14 protein-coding genes and 1 tRNA gene are annotated in these 15626 nt (G+C 62.3%); all 15 read right to left on the bottom strand.

Going from position 1 to position 15626, the window contains the following annotated elements; all coding sequences use genetic code 11:
* Positions 1-3 precede the first annotated feature (3 nt).
* Positions 4-1257, bottom strand: coding sequence for an NADH-quinone oxidoreductase subunit D (locus ABDW57_RS13645; RefSeq protein ID WP_176644772.1), 1254 nt, complete (start codon positions 1255-1257; stop codon positions 4-6).
* Positions 1258-1261: 4 nt separating this feature from the next.
* Positions 1262-1852 (bottom strand): NADH-quinone oxidoreductase subunit C, encoded by a 591-nt coding sequence (locus tag ABDW57_RS13640; protein WP_343730730.1) that lies wholly within the window; start codon positions 1850-1852, stop codon positions 1262-1264.
* 17 nt (positions 1853-1869) lie between these two features.
* Positions 1870-2346, bottom strand: coding sequence for an NADH-quinone oxidoreductase subunit B (locus ABDW57_RS13635; RefSeq protein WP_008450353.1), 477 nt, complete (start codon positions 2344-2346; stop codon positions 1870-1872).
* A 3-nt stretch (positions 2347-2349) separates the two neighbouring features.
* Complete coding sequence (locus ABDW57_RS13630; protein WP_072780614.1) at positions 2350-2709, bottom strand: NADH-quinone oxidoreductase subunit A; 360 nt, start codon at positions 2707-2709, stop codon at positions 2350-2352.
* 158 nt (positions 2710-2867) lie between these two features.
* Positions 2868-2952 (bottom strand) — tRNA-Leu (locus ABDW57_RS13625).
* 173 nt (positions 2953-3125) lie between these two features.
* Complete coding sequence (secG, locus tag ABDW57_RS13620; RefSeq protein ID WP_343730729.1) at positions 3126-3509, bottom strand: preprotein translocase subunit SecG; 384 nt, start codon at positions 3507-3509, stop codon at positions 3126-3128.
* Positions 3510-3570: 61 nt separating this feature from the next.
* Positions 3571-4317, bottom strand: a complete 747-nt coding sequence (gene tpiA / locus ABDW57_RS13615) for a triose-phosphate isomerase (protein WP_343730728.1) — start codon at positions 4315-4317, stop codon at positions 3571-3573.
* A gap of 126 nt (positions 4318-4443) precedes the next feature.
* Positions 4444-5424 carry an NAD(P)H-quinone oxidoreductase gene (locus ABDW57_RS13610; RefSeq protein WP_343730870.1) on the bottom strand — a complete coding sequence of 327 codons (981 nt, stop codon included), beginning with the start codon at positions 5422-5424 and terminating at the stop codon, positions 4444-4446.
* A gap of 45 nt (positions 5425-5469) precedes the next feature.
* Entirely contained in the window at positions 5470-6078 is a 609-nt protein-coding gene (locus tag ABDW57_RS13605; protein ID WP_343730727.1) for a tetratricopeptide repeat protein, read from the bottom strand.
* 2 nt (positions 6079-6080) lie between these two features.
* Complete coding sequence (locus ABDW57_RS13600) at positions 6081-6845, bottom strand: DUF2807 domain-containing protein (RefSeq protein ID WP_343730726.1); 765 nt, start codon at positions 6843-6845, stop codon at positions 6081-6083.
* 108 nt (positions 6846-6953) lie between these two features.
* The gene (locus tag ABDW57_RS13595) at positions 6954-9452 is read right to left on the bottom strand and encodes a family 20 glycosylhydrolase (protein WP_343730725.1); all 2499 of its coding nucleotides are present in this window, start codon (positions 9450-9452) and stop codon (positions 6954-6956) included.
* 8 nt (positions 9453-9460) lie between these two features.
* Positions 9461-10894 (bottom strand): ATP-binding protein, encoded by a 1434-nt coding sequence (locus ABDW57_RS13590; RefSeq protein ID WP_343730724.1) that lies wholly within the window; start codon positions 10892-10894, stop codon positions 9461-9463.
* Positions 10887-11594 (bottom strand): response regulator transcription factor, encoded by a 708-nt coding sequence (locus ABDW57_RS13585; protein ID WP_343730723.1) that lies wholly within the window; start codon positions 11592-11594, stop codon positions 10887-10889. The genes ABDW57_RS13590 and ABDW57_RS13585 overlap by 8 nt, the downstream gene beginning before the upstream one ends.
* On the bottom strand, positions 11566-12864 hold the full coding sequence (locus ABDW57_RS13580; protein WP_343730722.1) for an ABC transporter substrate-binding protein: 1299 nt from the start codon (positions 12862-12864) through the stop codon (positions 11566-11568). The genes ABDW57_RS13585 and ABDW57_RS13580 overlap by 29 nt, the downstream gene beginning before the upstream one ends.
* A gap of 95 nt (positions 12865-12959) precedes the next feature.
* The gene (locus tag ABDW57_RS13575) at positions 12960-15593 is read right to left on the bottom strand and encodes a TonB-dependent receptor (protein WP_343730721.1); all 2634 of its coding nucleotides are present in this window, start codon (positions 15591-15593) and stop codon (positions 12960-12962) included.
* Between the last annotated feature and the right edge of the window lie 33 nt (positions 15594-15626).

The following is a 15626-nucleotide window of genomic DNA, read 5'->3' as shown; positions in this document are numbered from 1 at the left end:
GACTTAGCGGTCAATACTGCCGAACACGATGTCTTGCGTGCCAATGATGGTCACAGCGTCGGCAATCATGTGGCCACGCGCCATTTCATCCAGCGACTGCAAGTGTGCGTAGTCTGGAGCGCGCAGTTTCACGCGGTATGGCTTGTTGGCGCCGTCGGACATCAGGTAGACGCCGAATTCGCCCTTCGGATGTTCCACCGCGCTGTACGCTTCGCCCGGCGGCACGTGGAAGCCTTCGGTGAACAGCTTGAAGTGGTGGATCAGCGATTCCATGTTGGTCTTCATGTCCACGCGCGATGGCGGCGCCACCTTGCGGTTGCTGGTCATGACCGGACCCGGGTTATTGCGCAGCCATTCAACGCACTGCTTGATGATGCGGTTCGACTGGCGCAGTTCTTCCACGCGCACCAGGTAGCGGTCGTAGCAGTCGCCGTTGGTGCCGATCGGGATATCGAAGTCCATCAGGTCGTACACTTCGTACGGCTGGTGCTTGCGCAGGTCCCACTGGATGCCCGAGCCGCGCAGCATGGCGCCGGTGAAGCCCATGGCCAGCGCGTCTTCCGGCGCCACCACGCCGATGCCGACGGTACGCTGTTTCCAGATACGGTTGTCGGTCAGCAGGGTTTCGTATTCGTCGACATAGGTCGGGAAGCGGTTGGTGAAGGCTTCGATGAAGTCCAGCATCGAACCCTGGCGGTCTTCGTTGAGCTTGTCGATGGCCTTGGCCGAACGGATGATCGATGGCTTGTGCTGCGGCATGCTGTCCGGCAGGTCGCGGTAGACGCCGCCCGGACGGTAGTAGGCCGCGTGCATGCGCGCGCCCGACACCGCTTCGTAGCAGTCGAACAGGTCTTCGCGGTCGCGGAAGCAGTACAGGAACGGGCCCATGGCGCCGACGTCCAGCGCGTGCGCGCCCAGCCACATCAGGTGGTTCAGGATGCGGGTCATTTCGTCGAACATCACGCGGATGTACTGTGCGCGCAGCGGCACGTCAATGCCCAGCAGCTTCTCGATCGCCATCACATAGGCGTGCTCGTTGCACATCATCGACACGTAATCCAGACGGTCCATGTACGGCACCGACTGCAGGTAGGTCTTTTGTTCCGCCAGCTTTTCGGTGCCGCGGTGCAGCAGGCCGATGTGCGGGTCGGCGCGCTGGATCACCTCGCCGTCCAGCTCCAGCACCAGACGCAGCACGCCGTGCGCGGCCGGGTGCTGCGGACCGAAGTTCAGGGTGTAGTTCTTAATTTCTGCCATGTTCTTACTTCCCGTAGTTTTCTTCGCGGATCACGCGCGGCACGTTTTCACGCGGCTCGATGGTGACCGGCTGGTAGATCACGCGCTTCTGCTCGGGGTCGTAACGCATTTCGACGTAGCCCGACACCGGGAAGTCCTTGCGGAACGGGTGGCCGATGAAACCGTAGTCGGTCAGGATGCGGCGCAGGTCGTTGTGGTTCTCGAACAGGATGCCGTACATGTCGAACGCTTCGCGCTCGTACCAGTTCATGGCGCGCCACAGCGGCGTGATCGATGGCAGCAGCGGCATGTCGTCGTCGGCGCAGAATGCGCGCACGCGCACGCGCCAGTTGTGCTTGACCGACAGCAAATGCACCACCACGGCAAACCGCTGGCCGTCCCAGGCGCCGTCGCCGTAGTTCAGGTAGTCGATGCCGCACAGGTCGATCGCCTGATCGAAGCCCAGCGACTTGTCATCGCGCAGGGTCTGCATCACGCCGTAGTAGTCGGCGGCCTTCACCGTGACGGTGATCTCGCCCAGCGCAAGCACCGTAGTAACGCGATCGCCCAGGGCAGTGCCGAGGGCGGTTTGGAGTTTTTCCAGATGAGTAGTCATTTCTTGTAGCGCCCCCGTTAGCGTGCGATGGTGTTGGTGCGCTTGATCTTGTTCTGCAGCTGCATGATGCCGTACAACAGGGCTTCAGCAGTTGGAGGACAGCCTGGCACGTACACGTCGACCGGCACGATGCGGTCGCAGCCGCGAACCACGGAGTAGGAGTAGTGATAGTAGCCGCCGCCGTTGGCGCAGGAACCCATCGAGATGACCCAGCGCGGCTCCGGCATCTGGTCGTAGACCTTGCGCAGCGCCGGGGCCATCTTGTTGCACAGCGTGCCGGCCACGATCATCACGTCGGATTGACGCGGCGATGGACGGAACACCACGCCGAAGCGGTCCATGTCGTAACGGGCCGCGCCCACGTGCATCATTTCAACCGCGCAGCAGGCCAGACCGAACGTCATCGGGAACATCGAACCCGTGCGCGCCCAGTTGATCAGCTTGTCGGCCGAGGTGGTGATGAAACCTTCGTTTAATACGCCTTCAATAGCCATGGCTTATTCCCAATCAAGGGCACCTTTCTTCCAGATATACCAAAAACCGACCACGAATTCAGCGATGAACACCATCATCGTCACGAAACCCTGCCAGCCCAGTTCGCGCATGGATACGCCCCAAGGGAAGAAGAATGCCGTTTCCAGATCGAACAAAATAAAGAGAATTGCGACGAGGTAGTAACGCACGTCGAATTTCATGCGCGCGTCTTCGAAGGCCTCGAAGCCGCATTCATACGGGGACAGTTTTGCTGCGTCAGGCTTTTTCGGCCCCAGGATGTGGCCCAGCACCTGCGGGGCAATACCTACGCCGAGACCGACGAGGATGAACAAGAGAACGGGGAGATAATTTTCGAGGTTCACGATTGATGAGCTTATGTTGAACGGTCAGTTGAAAGGACACATCGCGGTGTTTTGCGGTGCGCTTAACGTTCGCCCCAATCGTATTGCTGAAGACCAGGATCGAACGACACATCCTCGTAAAAAAGCCAGCTTGGTACCACCCTTGCTGGCCTATATTCTGGTGCCGACGACGAGACTCGAACTCGTACAGCTTGCGCCACTACCCCCTCAAGATAGCGTGTCTACCAATTTCACCACGTCGGCATAAGGCCGTTATTTTACTTCGTTTTCACGCGGTTGTTAATCCCGTATTGCGTCAAAACAAGAAGAAACACGATAAATCTTTAACTATTTTTGCCACCGCCAAGATACTGCCAAAACAATGAGCAAACAACTTAAAAAAATATCAACAACGACGAATTTACTACAGGATTATATTACTTCGGGATCGAGTTTGCAGGCGCCGGGGTCGAAGCAGCCGGCGCGGCTGGCGCGGCCGGGGCGGCGGCAGGCGCTGCGGCCGGCGCGGCAGGTGCGGCCGGCAGGGCTTTATCCATCACGCCGCCGCTGACATTGTTGGTCTGGTGGGTGGTGATGTACGACAGCGCCAGGGTGGCGCTGAAGAAGATCGCCGCCGCCACGCCGGTCGACTTGGACATGAAGTTCGAAGAGCCGGTGGCGCCGAACAGGCTGCCGGAAGCGCCGGAACCAAAGGCCGCGCCCATGTCGGCGCCCTTGCCATGCTGCAGCAATACCAGGCCAATAATGGCGATTGCCGATACCACCTGCACTACGATAACCAGATTGAACAAGCTGCCCATGTTATTCCATTCCAAAATAAAAGTTTTGTATCGTTTTGTTTCTACTGCTTAAATCAGTGCTTTAAACGGCCTGAATAATCCCGAGGAAATCACTCGCCTTTAATGCCGCACCGCCAATCAGGCCGCCGTCGATATCCGGCTGCGCCATCAATTCCTTTGCATTCTCCGGCTTCATGCTGCCGCCGTACAGAATCTGCACGGCTTGCGCCGCTGCCGCGTCTTTTTTTGCCACACAGTCGCGCAGGAAGCGGTGCGCATCCTGGGCAATCTGCGGCGTTGCGGTCTTGCCGGTGCCAATGGCCCAGACCGGCTCATATGCCAGCACCAGCTTGCTGATCTGCGCCGGCTCGATCACGTCCAGCACCGCTTGCAGCTGGGCGCAGATCACCTCTTCCGTCTGCCCCGCCTCGCGCTGCTCCAGCGTTTCGCCGACACACACCACCGCGGTCAGGCCCAAGCCCAGCGCCGCCACGGCCTTCTGCGCCACCAGCGCACTGCTCTCGCCATGATACGCGCGGCGCTCGGAATGACCGCACAACACGTAGGTCGAACCGAAGTCCGCCAGCATGGCGGCCGACACTTCGCCAGTATACGCCCCGCAGGCGTGCACCGAGACATCCTGGCCGCCCCACGCCACCGGCGTGCCGGTCAGTTCCGCCTGACACTGCGCCAGGTAGGGCGCGGGTACGCACACCGCGCAGTCCGCCCCGAAATCGTTCAAGCCGGCAACGATGCCGGACAACAGAGCCGAGTTACCGGCGCGGTTGCCGTTCATTTTCCAGTTACCGATGACGAGTTTGCGACGCATAGCCAGCCTAAAAATTAATCAACTCGCCATTTTACCGTGCGCAAAAAGCGCCGGTCAAACAGGCAAAGGAAATCCCCGGCTAGCTAAAACCGTAAATTTACTACGCATTTTACAATGAAATCGCTATCAAATCACCTGCAACATGATTTTTCCGACATGGCTGCTGCTCTCCATGAGCGCATGCGCGGCGGCGGCCTGCTCCAGCGGGAAAACCGTGTGGATCACCGGCTTGAGTTTGCGTTCGGCCATCATCGGCCACACCCGCTCTTTCAATTGACGGGCGATCGCGCCCTTGAATTCGGCCGAGCGCGGACGCAAGGTGGAGCCGGTCACGGTCAGGCGGCGGCGCAGCACCTGGCCCATGTCCAGCGTCGATTTGGCGCCGCCCAAGGTGGCGATGATGGCGATGCGGCCATCGTCGGCAAGGCAGGAAACCTCGCGTGGCAGGTAGTCTCCGGCCACCATGTCGAGTATCACGTCGACGCCGCGGTCGTTGGTGAGCGACTTGACCACGGTGGCGAAATCCTCGGTTTTATAGTTGATGCCGCGTTCTGCGCCGAGCGCCACGCAGGCCGCCACCTTGTCGTCCGAGCCGGCGGTGGCAAACACGCGATGGCCCATGGCCGAGGCCAGCTGTATCGCCGTGACGCCGATGCCGGAGCTGCCGCCCTGCACTAATAATGTCTCACCGCCAAGCAATTTGGCGCGGTCAAACACGTTGCTCCAGACTGTGAAGTAATTTTCCGGAATTGTGGCCGCTTCCAGCATGGACCAGCCTTTTGGGACCGGTAAAATCTGCTGCACGGGCGCAACAACATACTCGGCATACCCCCCGCCTTGCACCAAAGCACAGACGTGATCGCCAATATCGAGGGTGGTGTAATCGAGGTCGCCGTCGACAATTTCGCCGGCCACTTCCAGGCCGGGGATGTCGGACGCGCCGGGCGGCGGGGCGTAATGGCCCAGGCGCTGGAACACGTCCGGGCGGTTGACGCCGGCGGCATGCACTTTAATCAACACTTCGCCGGCTTTGACCACCGGCATCGGCCGTTCACAGGGTTTCAGGACATCGGCCGGGCCGGGGTGGGTGATTTCAATCGCGCGCATCATTCGCCCTCTGTAAGTAAAGGGCGATTGTACGACTTCCGGCCGTCAGCCGCCGCCCGTACGCGATTTCTGCGGCAGCGGCGTGTTCGGTTTCCAGGAGGCCGACAGCGCCTGCCCTTCCTCGATCTGCTCCTGGGTCATGGTCTTGATGACGGCCGAACGCTGCTCGGCCGCATTGACCGAACCGCCGGCGGCCGCCAGATTCCATAACATATAGGCAATCACGTTATCCTGCGGCATGCCGCCGATGTGATAGCGATACATCAGGCCCAGCACCTGTTGCGCATCCGGATGGCCCTGCTCGGCGGCGCGGCGGAACCAGGCCACCGCCTGCTTGTGGTCCTGGATCACCGCGTTGCCGGTGTAATACATCGCGCCCACCACGTACTGCGCGTCGGCCTTGCCCTTCTGTGCCGCCTTGCGGTGCCATTCCAGCGCCTGCTTGTAATCCTGCGGCACGCCACGGCCCATGTAATACATCAGCCCCAGCAGATGCTGGGCGTCGGCGTTGCCGGCCTGGGCCAGCGGTCGTATCTCTTTCAATGCCACCGCGTAGTTTTTATTGTTGTACGCGGTTGCGCCCTCGGCGAATCCGGCCATCGCGGCTTGTTGCAAGCCCACAGCGATGACGATCGCTAGTATGATTTTTTTCATAATTATTTCCAGCTGACTTTGCCCAAACCATCAACACTGACGTTACGATTCAAAGGCTTGCCATACACAATGACTGATCCCAGTCCACTCAGATTCAGGGTGGCGTTGGTCTTGGCGGTGACGGTGGCGTTGCCCAGTCCGCTCAACTCGACATTGACCGATTCGGCCTGGAACTGCTGCGCATTCAAGCCGCCGACGCCGCCCAGATTGGCCTTGAGCAGCTTGCCGCGCCCGCCCAGCGTGATGTAGCCGGCGCCACGCAAGTCCAGATCCACATGCTCGTTCTCGCTCACCCACAGGTTCATGCTGCCGACGCCACCCAGGTTGGCCTTGATCGCCTTGTAGTCACACACCACCTTCATGCTGCCGGCGCCGTCCATGGTCAGTTCCAGTTCCTCCCCGCTGAAGCCGTTGATCTCGGTCTGGCCCACGCCTTCCGACACCACCTGGCGCAGGCTCGGCAGCACCAGCTCGGCGCGGGTGGTGGAACGCCCTACTTTCACGCCGCGCCCTTCGGTTTCCAGATGCAGGGTGTCGCCGCTTTGCGACGCGGTCAGTTTTTCCAGGTAGCGCCGTTCGCCGATCAGGCGCAGCGAGGGCACGTCGCCCTGTCGCAGTTTCAGGTCGATCACGCCGTCCAGTTTGACGCGCACCACGCGCGCGTCGATCGGAATCGAGCGGGTTTCGGTGTCATCGGCGGCGTCCGCGCGGCCAAACAGGGCACAAAACGCGGCAAACAGCAGGCCAAACTGGAGAAGCTTATTCATGGGGAAAATCCTCGGATATTAGTCAAACAATCATACTCCCGGCCCGCCGCCCGCCTCCCGCGGATTGCGACGAACTGCAAAAAACGGGGAGTGGACGGCAAAAACGGCCTAGTGGTTGACGATGCGCGCCACCAGCCCGCTGCGGCCGGTGCGGTCAAAGGCGGCGGCCTGGATCACGCCCCTGGCGGCGATCGGCCCGGTCACCGGCTTGCTGCGGACGGTGGGCGCGCTGCCATCGGTGGTGTAACGCAGGGTCAGGCCGGGCAGGACATGGTTGACCAGCACCTTGCCGCCCTCCACCACCATGCCTGGCGGCGCGATGCGATAGCGCACATCGCCGCGCTCCAGGTCGAGGCGCGGCAGCACGCGCTGGCCCAGCGTGTTGACGAAGCTCGACCAGGCGGCCCGGTGCGAGGCGGCCGACAGCGCCGGATCCGGCGCCCAGGCCCGCTCGGCCACCGCCAGCAGGCGCGGCATCATCAGGTAATCCAGCCGGCTGGCGTCGCGGATGGTTTCCGAGAACAGCGTGGCCTCGATGCCGCGGATGCGCCGGCGGCCAGCCTCGGTCAGGGCGGCGCCGATCGGCTGGAAGTCAAACACCGTCTCCAGCTCCACGTAGGCGCCCCAGTTCACGCCCGGCTCCTCCGGATTCGGATTGGCCGCCATGTCGAGATACAGATTGGTGACCGGCGCCAGCACGATGTCATAGCCGGCATTCGCCAGGCGGTAGGCAAAATCCTCATTGCCCGGCGTGTTATTCCATACGTAGAGACTAAAGCCGCGCTGCGTAAAGCGTGGATTCGGCAGCTGCTGCGCGCCCTCCTGCGTGGAGCGGCGCGCGCCCAGCTCCTCCCAGCCGGAAGCAAACATGCCGTGCTTGCGCAGGATGCCGTCGACACGGTTATAGAAGTAGTCCCACAGATCGGCGGTGCCGGCCAGTTTTTCCTTTTGCATCAGCGCGCGGCTGACCGGCGATTTTTCCCATGCGCCGTGCGGCAGCTCGTCGCCGCCCATGTGCATGGTCTTGAGCGGCATACCGGCTTCGCGGTGCAGCGCCGCCACTTCCGCCACCACCTGCTCGATGAAGGCGTAGCTGGATTCCAGGCCGGGATTGATCACGTGGTCGGTGTATTCCTGCGGCGAACGATATACCGAGCGGTCGTCGAGATCGTTGAGCAGATATCGATCGGCACCCTGCTCGCCGGCCGCCTTCATGCGGTGGTAGCGCGCTTCCATCGCTTTGACGGCGGCGCGCGCGTGGCCTGGCATTTCGATTTCGGGAATCACCTCGATGTGGCGCGCCGCGGCGTAGCGCAAGATCTCGATGTAATCAGCGCGCGTGTAGTAACCGCTGCCATGTGGATCGTCCGCGCGCGGACCGGAGCCGTAGGTGGGCGGCAAGCGCACGCCCTCCCTGGTACTGTGGCCGCGCACCGCACCGATGCTGGTCAGTTCCGGAAGGCCGGCGATCTCCAGCCGCCAGCCCTCATCGTCGGTGATGTGGAAGTGCAGCTTGTTCAGTTTGTAGGCTGCCATCAGGTCGAGCGTCTTGAACACCACCTCCTTGGGCTGGAAATTGCGCGCCACGTCCAGCTGAAAGCCGCGATAGGCGAAGCGCGGCGCGTCGATCACGTCCAGCTCCGGCAGTTCGATCTGCGCGGCAGCGGATGGCAGCGGCAACAGGTCATGCAGCGATTGCAGGCCGCGCGCCACGCCGGCCGCACTGTTGCCGGTAATGTTGATGCCATCGTCGCCGTTGACGCTCAGCTCATACGCTTCCGGCGACGATTGCCCGTCGATGGCGCCGATGCGCAAGCGCAGCGGCAGCGGCGCGTGGCTGCTGTCGCCATGCGGCAGATAGCGCGCAAACAGCGCACGGGCAAAGGCAGTTTCGTACTGCAGGCCCGGGCCGGAAATGACCTGCGGCGCGCGCGCCAGCTGCACGCGGCCGGCGCCGGCCTTCAGCTGCAGCGGTGTCGGGAACACCGGCGGCAGTGCGCTGGCCGGCAGCACATCGGCACGGGCATTGCGGCGATAGACGTCTTGCGTGGTCACCAGCGCGTGCTGGCCTTGCGGGCGCTGAAGCTGCTCAGGGCGTGTCGGCAGCTGCTGCTGGAAGTCGTTGACGGCATAAGCCACTTCCGGCGCGGCGTCGAATACCAGATACGGGCCAACCGGTGCGCGCGCCATCTTGATGACCAGGTTCGGGTAGTCATAATCGATGTTCAGCGTGCGGCCGGCAGGCAGGTCTTTGAAGCCGGCCGCCGGGCGGACACGGAACAAGCTGCCGCCGACCACCTGCTCCAGTACCAGATTGCCAGGCAGCGGACCGGCGACCAGGCCATCCATGCAATTGAAGTACAGCGACCAGCCCTGGGCCGGCAGCGATTGGCCACGCAGCGGCGTCACGCTCAGGCGCGCCTTGGTGCGCCAGCCGTGCGCGGTCAGCTCATTGCGCAATATCTCCCAGCGCATCTTGACCGGAGCCCGCGCCGCAGGCGTTGCGACGGCGTGCTGCGCATCGGTCGCGGCTTCGTTTGCCGCCTGGGCTGACGCAGCGCACGCAAGCGCCAATGCCGCCACGGATAGTTTGCTTTTTATTTTCATCGTCTCTCTCATGCTGGCAACCGGATGGTGGCATTCAGGCCGCCCTCCGGGTGATTCTCCAATATCAGTTGACCGCCATGCGCCTCGATCACCCCGCGTGCGATGCCGAGGCCCAGCCCCATGCCAGTATCATTCTGCTCGCGGCCATGCTCCAGCCGCACATACGGATCGAACAAACTGGCCAGCGCATCTTCGGGCACGCCCGGCCCATGATCGCGCACCGCAATCGCCACCGCACCACGCTCCGACCGCGTGCTGATCTCCGCGCGCTTGCCATAGTACAGCGCATTGTCCAGCAGATTGCCGATCGCCCGCTTCAACGCCAGCGGCTTGCCGCGCACCGACAATCCCGATTCCTGATAACCCACTTCATGCCCCGCCAGCCGCGCACTGCGCACCAGGCGGCCGAGCAGCGCATCCAGCCTGATCTCCGCCGGATTCTCGTGAATGTCGCTATCCTTCACACACTGCAAAGCGCCCTTCACCATCATATCCAACTCGTCCAGATCCTCCTCAAACTCATTGCGCAGCGCCTCGTCGTCCAGCAACTCCGAACGCAGCTTGAGCCGCGTGATCGGCGTACGCAAATCGTGCGATATCGAGATGAACAAGCGCTCGCGGTCCTCGATATAACGCTGGATACGCTCCCGCATCGCGCTGAACGCGCGCGCCGTCTTGATGAACTCCCGGCTGCCTGTCTCCGGCAACGGCGGCGCGTGCTCGCCCTGTCCGAACGCGCCCGCCGCATCCGCCAACGCCGCCAGCGGGCGTGTAATCGAGCGCACCACCAGCAGGCAAAGCAGCAGCACCGCCGCCAGCGAAAGACCTTGCAGTGCAAGCCGGTCCCACGCCCACGGGTCGTTCCCGCTCAGGAAATATGGATTCGGCATCAGCGCCGCCATGTACAGCCAGTTGCCCGGTTCAAGCTCGGTCTGAATCACCAGTACCGGCGCCGGCTCCGGCTTGACCAACAGGATATGCTGTACCCACGCATCCGGCAGATCGCTCAGACGCACCGCCTCCGACACCGCCAGTTGATCCGGCCAGGCAAACGCCAGCCGCGCAGCCGGCAGATGCGGCAGATCGTTTTTCAATGCGGCAGCCAGCGTCTGCTTCACGCTATGCGCCAGCGGATGCGGCGCAATCTCCTTGACCGGCACATAGGCGTGATTCAGATTGACGAAGAAGCGCGTGCCGCCCATCTCGCGCATCTGCTGGATCACCAGCACGCGATAGCTGAGCGGCAGGCTGCGGTAAAAACGGATTGCGGCCGAGGCGCTGTGCGCCACATACTGCGCCGCCGATTGCGCCTCCACCTGCGCCTTGGAACGCAGCTGCGCCGACCAGATGGCATTGGCAGCCAGCTGCGTCACCAGCACGCCAGCCACCATCACCAGCGTGAGGCGGCCCAGCAGCGACGCAGGCCACAGGCGCTTAAGCATGCGACACGCTCACTTCGGCCGAAAACACATAACCCGCGCCGCGCACGGTCTTGATCAGGGCCGGCTGCTTGCCGTCATCGTTGAGGCGCAAGCGCAAGCGGCTGATCTGCACATCCAGCGAACGATCGAGCGGCCCCGCATCACGCCCGCGCGTCTCCTCGCACAGCACACTGCGATCGAGGATCACGCCCGGATGCTCGACAAAATACTTCAGCAGCTGGAAATCCAGGCCGGTCAACGCCAGTGGCGCGCCAGCGCTGTCCACCACCTTGCGCTCTTTCAGGTCCAGCGTGAAACCAACGAAGCGGTAATAGCGTACCGCAGGCGTCTCCACCGCTGTACGCCGCAAGATCGCCTTGATGCGGGCCAGCAGTTCGCGCGGGCTGTAGGGCTTGGCGATGTAATCATCCGCGCCCAGCTCCAGGCCAACGATGCGGTCCGTCTCGTCCGAGCTGGCGGTCAGCATGATGATCGGCACATTGGAACGCTGGCGCACCTGCTTGCACAGCGCGAAGCCGTCGGTATCGGGCAGCATCACGTCCAGTATCACCATCGACAGCTGATCGGCATGCGTGTGCAGCTCAGCCAGGAAGCTCTCGCCGTCATGCGACAGCACCACGTCGTACTGATTCTTCTCCAGATAAGTCTTGAGCAGGACGCGGGTCTTTTGGTCATCGTCTACGATCAGTATCTTGCGCACCGAATGCTCCTTGGCTTCTCAGGTTAAACAGCCGGAACAACACGCCCAGGCGGCGCTGCGCCTCGGCCGGTGCCGTCCGGTCGTCCAGAAAATAACGATGTATCTCGGCGATGATGGCGTCGCGGCTGGCCTCATCGGTCGCCATGCGATGCACCAGGCTGGGCGCCTGCACCGACGCGCCTTGCGCGAACGCGGACCATGAAGCACGCGCGCAGCTATCCATGCGCGCAGGGTCGGCGTCGCGCCGCACCGGCACCGAGCCCTTGTATCCGTTGTATTCCACCTGTACCGCCGGCGACACCAGCAGGCGCGCCATCTTTTCCTGCGCTGCCATGTGGCGATAATCGCCGGCGAACATGGTAAAGCTGTCCACGCTGTACAGGTGATACCTGGCGGTGCCGGGCGCCGCGCCGCAGGCAAAGTCCTCATCCAGCGTCATGCCCAGATCGCGCAACTCGGGCTTGACCCAGTCGCCCATGATCATCATGGCCGCTTCACGCCGCGCGAACTGGCGCGCCACCTCCGGCCAGGAGCGTTCGTCGATCTGGCCATTGCTCCAGCCTTTGATGATGCGCAGGCGCTGCAAGGCCTCGGCGGTGCGCTTGTCCGCCGCCGCGGCCGGATCGCGCTTGACGAACAGCTGGCGATAGAACTCCGGCCCGCTCTCGGCCAGCACCAGGTTCTCAAACAGCGTCGCCACTTGCCAGGCCTCGCTGCTAAGCGCCAATGGCGCCACGCCGGCCGCCTTCAGCTTGTGCGCCGCCGCTTCGAAGTCGGCCCAGCTTTGCGGCGGCGCGATGCGTAGCTGTGCAAACAAGGCACGGTTGTAAAACAACGTATTGACGCGGTGGATGCCCACCGGCGCCGCCACCACATGCCTGCGGTGCGTAATCAGTGTTTGTATGGTCGGGAACAAAGCGTTGTTCCAATTGGCGGCGCTGGCAACGTTGTCGATCTCCAGCAGCAGCCCCAGATCCGCCCACTCGGCAATCGATACGCCGATCATTTGCGACACCTCCGGCGCATCCCCGGCCAGCACGCGGCTCTTCAGCACCTTGCCGGCGCCCAGGCCCGCACCGCCCGGGATGGCGGCGTCCTTCCATTCGATGCCCTCGTCGGCCGCGCGCGCCGCCAGCGCATTGGCGGCCTTGCGTTCCGATGGCGACGTCCACCAGTGCAGCACCTGCAGAGTCGCCGCGGCCTGCGCCGATTGCGCCAGCAGGCACGCGGCCAGCAGGCCGCAGATGGAACGAACACGTAGGCGGATCACTCAACATCCTGAAATGGAAATAGTGACACGATTGTAATAGTAAAAAAGCCCGATGCCAAACAGGCAATCGGGCTTGCGTCAAAACGAAAGCACTGTCAGAACTTGGCTTTCAAACCGAGGCTGTAGCGCGCGCCGTTTTCATACACGCCGACCGGCAAACCGTCGGTGGTATTGGTTCGGATGACTTCATTCCCGATGTTCACCGCCGTCAGGTACAGCGAGATTTTCGGCGTCACGTCCCAGCTGGCCGAAGCGTCCCATTGGCCGTAGGCGCTGGTCACATCCTGGCCGCCTTCATCCAGCGCGCCGTAGGACTTGGAGCGGTAGTTGTACGACAAGCGCGCGCTGTAGCCATTCTTCTCCCAGAAACCGGTGATGTTGGCCTGGTTGCGCGAATTGCCGATCACATTCAGCTTGCGGCCGGCCGCATTGGCGCCGGTCTTGGCATCGGTGAAGGTGTAGTTGACGATGGCGCCGAAGCCGCTGCTGAAGGCCTGCTGCCACTGGATCTCCAGGCCGTTGACGGTAGCGCCATTGTTGGCGTTGTACGGCCGGGTGACGGAACGCGTCACACCGGCCACGTTTTCGGTCGCAGTCTGGGTGTAGATGAAGGTGTCCAGTTTTTTGGCGAACAGCGTGGCCGACAGCAGCGACGCATCGGCGTAATACCACTCGGCGCCGATCTCGCCCTGATTGGCGTGGAATGGCTTGAGCAGCGGGTTGCCGGCGGTGGCGGCGTTGGTCGTACCACTGACCTCGGTGCTGGCGCTCAGATCACTGTAGGTGTTTCGCGCCATGACGCGCGAAATGGCGCCGCGTATCAGCAGATCCTTGCTGACGTTGTAGACCGCGTTCAGGTTGGGCAGCACGTCGGTGTAGCTGCGCTTCACATCGCCCAGCACATAATTACCCTTGCCGGTCAGGTCCTGGTAAGCCTCGGAGGTCTGGTCGGTTTTCACCACGCGCGCGCCGAAGTCGCCGCGCCACTGGCCCACCGCAAAGTCCGCGCGCAGGTAGGTGGCGTAGATCTTTTCCTTGATCTTGTAGTACTCGCCCTTGGCTTCGGCATACGTCATGGCCTTGTCGTACATCGGGAAGCCTTTGGAGTATGCCAGCCCGTCGTCCACCCATGCGTATTGCGTCAGCGAGCCGGCGGTGGCGGCTTCCTGGCTAAGCAGCGGCGAAGGACCAGTCGACAGATCCGCCAGCGAGTACGAAATCCAGCCTGGGCTGCCCGGGCCCGCGGTGCCGATGATGCGGCGGTTCTGCACCGTGGTGTCGCGGAACTTGGCGCCGACCTTGATCGATTTGAAGAAGTCGCCGTTCAGGTCCAGCGTCAGATCGCCCTGCGCGTAGTTCTCCTTGGTCTCCATGCGGCGGATCCAGTCACGCGCGCTTTGCAGAGTGAGTTTGGTCGGATCCAGCGGACTCATATCGAGGTACTTCACCTCATAGGTGTCCGGCGAGATGTTGAAGGTGGTGCGGGTATTCCCGACAAACCAGAAATTGCGGTCATGGCTGCTGCCACCCGAACCCTTGGTGGTACCGGCCTGGCCATGGAACTTCCAGGTGTCGGCGTCATAGGTGCCTTCCAGATCCAGCACTTCCGACTTCACATAGGACTGGCGGAAGATCGGTTCAAACGACACGCCGCCGGTCGGGCCGACCGTGCCGCCCACCAGCGCCTTGGTGCCGTCCGAGGTGGTGATGAACTTCGGATTGGTGACCTGGATATTGCCTTTGGCATCCGCCAGACCGCCTGCTTCCCACAGGTAGTTCTGGTTGCTGTTGTCCATGTCCATATCGGAATTCATGTAGTTCAGCGCGATGTCGGTGTTGGCGTTCGGGCGCGCCTGCAAGGTCAGGTTGCCGGTGGTGCGTTCGCGATCCTGACGGAAGATGGCCGAGCCGCCGCCCCACGAGGCGTATGCGCCCGGCGTCACCGCGCCGTTCTGGTCAACGATGTTGTATTTGGTCGAATCGGTGAAGTTTTCCAGGCCATCGCGGCGCATGGTGCGTTTCTGTTTGCTGACGGCCAGCAGTGCGCCGAAGGTTTTCTGTTCATTGGTCCAGCTCAGAAGGCCGGAGAACTGCGGGTCGGTTTTCCTCGGCAGTTCGCTGTAGGTGGCTTCCACCGACGCCTGCACCACCAAGGACTTCAGCTGGAAAGGCTTGCGGGTCTTGACGTTGACCAGACCACCGATCGAGCCTTCATCCAGATCGGCCGATGGACTTTTGTACACGTCGATGCTGCCCACCAGTTCCGACGCCAGGATGTCGTAGTTGAAGCCACGGCTTTGCGAGTCGTTCTTCCACCAGTAGCCGGAAGCGACAGCCTGGCCGTTGAGCTGCGTGAGGTTGAGGTTCTTGTCGGTGCCGCGCACGAAAATATCGCGGCCCTCGCCCCAGGTGCGGTCCACCGAGATGCCCGGCACGCGCTGCAGCGAATCGGCCACGTTCTTGTCCGGGAACTTGCCCACTTCTTCGGCCGTCACGGTGTCAATCACATTGCCTGCATCGCGCTTCTCCGCCAGATTGCGCTTGAGGCGCTCGCGGATGCCGCGCACCTCGACGGTGTTGGCTTCCGCAGCCGGTACGGCGTCGCCGGCTTGCGCTTGCGCCTCCGCCGCCACAGGTTCAGCCGCGTGGCTGTACGCGGCCAGGCCGCCGCTGATCGACAGCGCGATCAGGTGAGGTAGTATTTTTTTCTTCAGTACCGGCTTGTTCATTCAATTCTCCCTGTTTTTTGAAAAGTAAAGAAC

This window comes from Duganella sp. (genome assembly GCF_039595735.1).
In the GTDB taxonomy this organism is placed as follows: Bacteria; Pseudomonadota; Gammaproteobacteria; order Burkholderiales; family Burkholderiaceae_D; genus Rugamonas.
This window is presented reverse-complemented; position numbering and strand designations above follow the sequence as displayed.

Bases quoted from the DNA above. Each gene is read 5' to 3' on its own strand.
- ABDW57_RS13645 (WP_176644772.1), bottom strand. From the start codon at position 1,257: ATGGCAGAAATTAAGAACTACACCCTGAACTTCGGTCCGCAGCACCCG.
- ABDW57_RS13640 (WP_343730730.1), bottom strand. From the start codon at position 1,852: ATGACTACTCATCTGGAAAAACTCCAAACCGCCCTCGGCACTGCCCTG.
- ABDW57_RS13635 (WP_008450353.1), bottom strand. From the start codon at position 2,346: ATGGCTATTGAAGGCGTATTAAACGAAGGTTTCATCACCACCTCGGCC.
- secG (WP_343730729.1), bottom strand. From the start codon at position 3,509: ATGGGCAGCTTGTTCAATCTGGTTATCGTAGTGCAGGTGGTATCGGCA.
- tpiA (WP_343730728.1), bottom strand. From the start codon at position 4,317: ATGCGTCGCAAACTCGTCATCGGTAACTGGAAAATGAACGGCAACCGC.
- ABDW57_RS13610 (WP_343730870.1), bottom strand. From the start codon at position 5,424: ATGCGCGCGATTGAAATCACCCACCCCGGCCCGGCCGATGTCCTGAAA.
- ABDW57_RS13605 (WP_343730727.1), bottom strand. From the start codon at position 6,078: ATGAAAAAAATCATACTAGCGATCGTCATCGCTGTGGGCTTGCAACAA.
- ABDW57_RS13600 (WP_343730726.1), bottom strand. From the start codon at position 6,845: ATGAATAAGCTTCTCCAGTTTGGCCTGCTGTTTGCCGCGTTTTGTGCC.
- ABDW57_RS13595 (WP_343730725.1), bottom strand. From the start codon at position 9,452: ATGAAAATAAAAAGCAAACTATCCGTGGCGGCATTGGCGCTTGCGTGC.
- ABDW57_RS13590 (WP_343730724.1), bottom strand. From the start codon at position 10,894: ATGCTTAAGCGCCTGTGGCCTGCGTCGCTGCTGGGCCGCCTCACGCTG.
- ABDW57_RS13575 (WP_343730721.1), bottom strand. From the start codon at position 15,593: ATGAACAAGCCGGTACTGAAGAAAAAAATACTACCTCACCTGATCGCG.